This window comes from Paenibacillus sp. IHB B 3415, assembly GCF_000802655.2.
Taxonomy (GTDB): domain Bacteria; phylum Bacillota; class Bacilli; order Paenibacillales; family Paenibacillaceae; genus Paenibacillus_AQ; species Paenibacillus_AQ phytohabitans.
This window is the reverse complement of sequence record NZ_JUEI01000005.1, coordinates 133,517-139,774: the sequence shown is the minus strand read 5'-3', so window position 1 is coordinate 139,774 and position 6,258 is coordinate 133,517. Positions and strand designations below refer to the sequence as shown.

The 6,258-nt window shown below is 51.8% G+C and carries 4 protein-coding genes; 1 reads left to right on the top strand and 3 read right to left on the bottom strand.

Features of this window, described 5'->3' with window-relative positions; genetic code table 11:
• Positions 1-387 (bottom strand): YqhG family protein (locus QW71_RS39675; protein ID WP_039293171.1); only part of this gene is annotated, 387 nt, incomplete at its 3' end.
• Entirely contained in the window at positions 387-2,132 is a 1,746-nt protein-coding gene (locus tag QW71_RS03270; RefSeq protein WP_047013586.1) for a DEAD/DEAH box helicase, read from the bottom strand. The genes QW71_RS39675 and QW71_RS03270, both read right to left, overlap by 1 nt.
• Positions 2,133-2,682: 550 nt before the next feature.
• Here QW71_RS03270 and QW71_RS03265 point away from each other — a divergent pair.
• The gene (locus QW71_RS03265; RefSeq protein WP_039293168.1) at positions 2,683-5,334 is read left to right on the top strand and encodes an adenosylcobalamin-dependent ribonucleoside-diphosphate reductase; all 2,652 of its coding nucleotides are present in this window, start codon (positions 2,683-2,685) and stop codon (positions 5,332-5,334) included.
• 228 nt (positions 5,335-5,562) lie between these two features.
• Here the strand turns inward: QW71_RS03265 and QW71_RS03260 are convergent, their stop codons facing one another.
• Positions 5,563-5,808, bottom strand: coding sequence for a hypothetical protein (locus QW71_RS03260; protein WP_039293165.1), 246 nt, complete (start codon positions 5,806-5,808; stop codon positions 5,563-5,565).
• Between the last annotated feature and the right edge of the window lie 450 nt (positions 5,809-6,258).

Below are 6,258 nucleotides of genomic sequence, written 5' to 3'. Positions count from 1 at the left end.
CACCACGCCTCCGGGTGCAGCAGCCGGTGCAGCGCCAGGCTCCGCGCCTGCCTCTGCATCTGCAGCACCCGCCGCGCCGGTGCCGCCCGGCAGAGGTCCTGCCGCCGGGCGGACCGCCCCGCCGTGCGGCCGGGCCGCAGGCGCAGCTGCCTGCGCGGCCAGTTCATCGTACTTCTCCGGATCGAAGACGAAGCTGAAGGACAGGGTCTCGGGATCTACACCGGTGCGCTCCACGAATCCCCAATAATAAGGGCGGTCCGTCAGCATCCGGTCCGCGCGCGGCGAGAGCTTCACCGTCACATGCAGCGGAGAGGATTCGAGAATCGTGCACTCTGTCGCTTCCAGGTAATCCATGACCTGCTTGCGTACTTCCACAGGGGTCAGCATTAAGGAGCCACCTCGCTTTCATCCAGATTGGCATGGGTCAGCTCGCTGAGAGAATCGCCGATCTGATCCAGCTCGCTGCGCAGCTCCTCGTCGCTGCGGGCTTCGAGCACGATTTTATATAAGCTTTTCTCAAGCGACTCCTTCTTCTCGAAGCGTTCCAGGATGACATCCAGCCCGCCGATAACCATCTCGAACATATTGATTTTTTCGTGCAGCAGGTGAAGAATATGCTCCTCGATCGTGCCTTCGGTAGAGAGATTGTAGATGACTACATCGTTCTCCTGGCCAAGCCGGTGTACCCGGCCGATCCGCTGCTCTACCCGCATGGGGTTCCAGGGGAGGTCGAAGTTGATCATATGGTGGCAGAACTGCAGATTGATCCCTTCGCCGCCTGCTTCCGTAGCAATCATTACCTGGGCGCGTCCGCGGAAGAGGTCCATCATCCAGTCTTTTTTGCCGCGGTTCATCCCGCCGGAGTAAGTGACACACTGCAGTCCATGCTCACGGAAATATTGCAGCAGATATTCCTGGGTCGCCCGGTATTCGGTGAATACGATGACCTTCTCGTTCATTTGGCGGATCAGCTCCATCGTTTTCTCCGCTTTGGTGTTTGTCTTGACCGTGCGTATCGTCTGGAGCAGACCCATCATCCGCTCACGTTTCGGTGAATCCGCCGGAAGCTTCTTGATCAGATTCACAAGCGTGACGAACACCGCATCCCGGCTGCTGCATACCTCGCGCTGGAGCGTAACCAGGGAGAGCATGCTGCTGAGATTGCCGCCCGCTTCCTGATATTGGTCTTTGACAAAGGCGGTGACACCGTCATATAATTCTTTCTCCTCTATAGAGAGGGTGAGCGGAATATTGCGCACTTTGCGCTTCGTGAAGTTCACGGGACCCTCGCCGCGGCGGTTGCGGATCATCACCTTGGAGAGCTCGCCCCTCAGCTGGACTTCGTTCTTCGGCTGGCGTTTATCGACCACGAAATTGGTGGCAAAATCCCCCTGATTCCCGAGCTGTCCCGGCTTCAGTAATGTGATCAGATTGAACAGCTCGCCGAGATCATTCTGCACGGGAGTGGCGGTGAGCAGCAGGCAGTACTTCTTGCGCAACTGCTGTACGAACAGATAGTTTGTTGATTTCTTATTCTTCAGCTTATGGGCCTCGTCGATAATCAGCATGTCGAATTCCTGGCTCAGCAGCATCTCCTTGTGCGGATCACGCTTCGCCGTATCCATGGAGGCGACAACAATATCGTTGCCCCAGGAGTAAGCTTTCTTCTGTGCCACGGCTGAAATACCGAATTTACTGTTCAGCTCGCGCACCCACTGCAGGACAAGAGACGCAGGGACAAGGATCAGAACTTTACTTACGAGCCCGCGCACCAGATACTCCTTGAGGATCAGTCCGGCTTCTATCGTCTTGCCTAGCCCTACTTCGTCTGCCAGAATGGCCCGGCCTGACATTTCAAACAGCACCTTATGGGCGGTATCCAGCTGGTGGGGAAGCGGGGATAACCCGGACAGATGCTTCAGACACTGCAGCTCATCGAAGCTCGTAACGAGGCCCGATTGCTCTCCTTGTATGGCCAGCCGGGATAATCTCCAGTCTCCCCAGGGTCCGCCTTTATCAAGCTTCGACTCCAGGTCCTGCAGCCAGTTACGCTCAAAGGACAGAGGAACAGGCAGCAGCGGGGCAGGCGTACTTCCCCCTTGCGGCAAGGAATTGCGGAATAATTGCGTCATGTTGCAGCCTCCTCCGGCGCGGTTTCATATCGAAATGCGTAGCAGTAGTATGTGCGTAAAAGAGAGATTTCATAACCTGCTATCCTCCGGCTGCTGCCGTGGAGTAATATTGCGGAGCCTTGCAGCGGTACTGCTGCTGGTGCTGCGGCGGCTTCCGCGGATCTTGAATATCCGTGGCGGAATCTGTCTTCCGGGCCCGGAAGCTTATCAATCTGGAACCTGTAAAAAAGCGAGAAAGAGGGAGAAAATCCACTATCTTTTACCGTTTTTCCGAAATTCCCGCCATGGGCCGCTTTTTTGGAAAAAGAACTCTGATACAATATGTGGTATAGTTGAAAAGCTGATGTATACAATATATTGTTACAAAAGCTTGAAAATTTGATTATTCGCGGGTTTTTGCGGTTATTTGTTATTGACAAGAGGAACTTCCGCTGTACATGCAGGCTGCGGCTACTCTGCCGCTGGAAGTTCTTGTTGTGGGTTACAAAAAGTCTAAGCCCACACCAAGGAACGGAAGTATTACCTATCAATCATCCGGGAGGTTTTTCTATTGAGTACAGTGGAACGCAAGCAGCGTCTTGAGGGGCTGAGTGAAAAAATATTTTTGGACCGTTATGCCTGGAAGGATGCGGACAGCAATAATGCCAAGGTAGGCGATGTAGTGCTTGTCCTGACGAAGGATGATCCGAAATTCCCAACCAAGGAGGTTGGCGAGATTGTTGAGCGCACCGGCCGGATGGTTACGGTGAAGACCCGCAGCGGTGAACTCGTGCAATCGGATGTGGAGAAGCTGACACTGAATATTGAGAAGACCCCGGAGGAAATGTGGGACCGTCTTGCGGCAGCCATGGCTTCCGTAGAGCAGACTCCCGAGCTTCAGGAAGAGTGGACAGGCAAGTTCCGCTCTATTCTTGATGACTGGAAGCTGGTACCGGGCGGTCGGATTGCGGCAGGTGCCGGAGCAAGCGAGGAGCTTACGCTGTTCAACTGTTATGTTGTACCTTCCCCGAAAGACAGCCGCGGGGGCATCATGCAGACGCTGTCCGAAATGACGGAGATCATGGCCCGCGGCGGCGGTGTTGGCATTAACTTATCCTCGCTGCGTCCGCGCCGCGCGATTGTAAGAGGCGTGAACGGATCATCCAGCGGCTCAGTGTCCTGGGGCGGTCTTTTCAGCTATACGACCGGACTGATTGAGCAAGGCGGAAGCCGCCGCGGCGCGCTGATGCTGATGATTAATGACTGGCATCCGGATGTGGTGGACTTCATTACCGTGAAGCAGACGATGGGTCAGGTAACGAATGCCAACCTGTCGGTATGCGTGAGCAATGCCTTCATGAAAGCCGTCAAAGAGGATCTGGACTGGGAGCTGGTCTTCCCGGATACCACCGATCCGGATTACGATACGATCTGGGACGGCGATCTGGATAAATGGAAAGCAGACGGCCGCCGTGTCATTCCTTACCGTACCGTAAGAGCGCGCGATGTGTGGCATACGATTATCGAATCGGCCTGGAAGTCGGCTGAGCCGGGCGTAGTGTTCATGGAATATTACAACCAGATGTCCAACAGCTGGTATTTCAACCCGATCATCTGCACCAATCCATGCGGTGAGCAGGGTCTGCCGGGCTGGGGCGTGTGCAATCTGTCGGCCGTCAACCTCTCCAAGTTCTACGATGCGGAGAATCACGATGTGGACTGGGCAGATCTGGCGACAACGACCCGCTATTCCGTGCGTTTCCTGGACAATGTCATCGACAAGACACCGTATCATTTCCCGGAAAATGAAGCCAACCAGAAGCTCGAACGCCGCGTAGGACTCGGCACAATGGGATTGGCTGAGCTGATGATCAAGCTGAATATCCGTTACGGCAGCCCGGAATCCCTGGAGTTCCTGGACAAGCTCTACGGCTTCATGGCGCGAGAAGCTTATCTGGCCTCTGCTGAGATCGCTGGAGAGAAGGGATCTTTCCAGGCTTTTGATACCGATAAATATCTGCAGAGCGGCTTCATGCGTAATATCACCGAAGTCTATCCGGAAGTCGGCGAATCCATCCGTAAGCATGGCATGCGCAATGTTACGGTGATTACCCAGGCACCTACAGGTAGTACTGGAACCATGGTCGGCACTTCGACCGGGATCGAGCCTTATTTCGCTTTCAAATATTACCGCCAGAGCCGTCTGGGCTATGACGAGCAGTTCGTACCGATTGCCCAGGAATGGCTGGAAGCCCATCCGGGTGAAGAGCTGCCTGAATACTTCGTTACTTCGATGGATCTGTCCGCTAAGGATCATATCCGTGCACAGGCTGCGATTCAGCGCTGGGTGGACAGCTCGATCTCCAAGACGGCGAACTGCCCGTCCGACTTCACCGTTGAAGAGACTGCCGAGCTGTACGAAATGGCCTTCGACCTGGGCTGCAAAGGCGTAACGATCTACCGCGACGGCAGCCGGGACGTCCAGGTGCTGGAAACGACGAAGAAGGAAGAAAAGAAAGACGCTCCGGCGGCAGTTGAGACTGCTGAAGCTGAGCCAGTGGAAGCTGAAGCTGCTCCGGCTCCGGTCACAGTAGCAGCAGCGCCTGCACCGCAGCCTGCGCCTAATGTTGTGGACAAACAATACAAGAAACGCCCGCAGGTTCTGCGCGGCGCTACCTATAAGATCAACACGCCATTCGGCATGGCGTATATTACCATCAATGATCTCAACCGCACGCCGGCCGAAATCTTCCTGAACGTCGGCAAAGCCGGCTCCGACGTGTTCGCCATGGCGGAAGCCCTTGGTCGTGTCTGCTCGCTGTTCCTGCGTTACGGTGATCACGGCGAGAAGGTCGAGCTGCTGATTAAGCATCTCAAAGGCATCGGCGGCTCCGGCGCCATCGGCTTCGGTGCGAACCGCGTCGAGTCCATCGCCGACGCTGTAGCCAAGGCATTGGAAACCCATGTGCTGAACAACGCCCAAGACGATCACGTGCCTGCACCTATCGCAGCTACACTGGAGCTTGATTTCAATGAAGCGCTGAACGCCGAGCTGAAATCAAGTGTTCCAGCTACGGCTACTGATGATGGGCATGGAGGCCATGGGGCACATAGCCACGCGACTGCTTCGCGGGATCTTTGCCCTTCCTGCGGAAGCGCATCGCTTATTAATATTGAGGGATGTAAGACTTGCGGGAATTGCGGGTATAGCCGGTGCGGGTGAGTAGATTATTGGCATGATGATAAGAATGACTTGTGATTGTGCAAAATTTGTGATAAAACTTGCAATAATAGCGAGAAAAAGTCTTCAGAAAAAGTGAGAAAAACAAAACATACAATATTATGTATGAATATACACCGCTGTATAAGTATGCATACGTTAAAAGCCTGTAGCGTTTTAAGCTACAGGCTTTTAAATATCATAAAATATTATAGATTGCTAAACTTTGAGTCATAAGGGTTTATTTTGAAGCGTATTATGTGTCTCCGTATACGGAGGTAAATCATCAATAATAATATCAATTGGTGTTGCATTTTCATACCTAGGATTACATAGTATATTAATTAACGTTACGGCTCTTTTTAAGCCCGCAATTTCGCCCTTATCATACTCTGAAATTTGTATTTGACTTTCTCTATTTAGAATAGCAAAATTTAAAGCCTCAATTACTGAGTTTTTTAATGTTTCATCACCCATAAATACACCCTCCACCCCCTTTTTCTTACAGCCATTTTGCCTTCTGGATTCTGTATGCCTCTAAACAACTGTTAATAAAATCTACTTCATCCTCTGTTAAAGATTCCTTTCCATTCCTGGATAAAATTAAACCGGAGTTCTGTTGATTTGTAGAAGATGAGAGATTGCCTCCTTGAAGAACGTATTTTGAATAAAACAACTCCATAGGAATTTTATTGAAATTTTGAAAATACATCATAATTGCAAAATAAAGTCTTAATTTATCTGTAAGGCTGAAAGTCTCTCTGCTTAACGTCTCAAAAAGTTTGAAACGTCGAGTAATTGCTGTGATATTAAATTTTTCTTTTTCTTCAAGATTAAGAATTTTTATGTGAATGGAACGAAGATTTGCTTTTAGAATATGTGTAATAAGTTCGTGCACCTGCTTAATTTCACTATTACATAATAAAT

What these genes read in the sequence shown, in the direction of transcription:
- QW71_RS03260 (WP_039293165.1), bottom strand. Translation starts at nt 5,808, where the DNA reads ATGGGTGATGAAACATTAAAAAACTCAGTAATTGAGGCTTTAAATTTT.
- QW71_RS03270 (WP_047013586.1), bottom strand. Translation starts at nt 2,132, where the DNA reads ATGACGCAATTATTCCGCAATTCCTTGCCGCAAGGGGGAAGTACGCCT.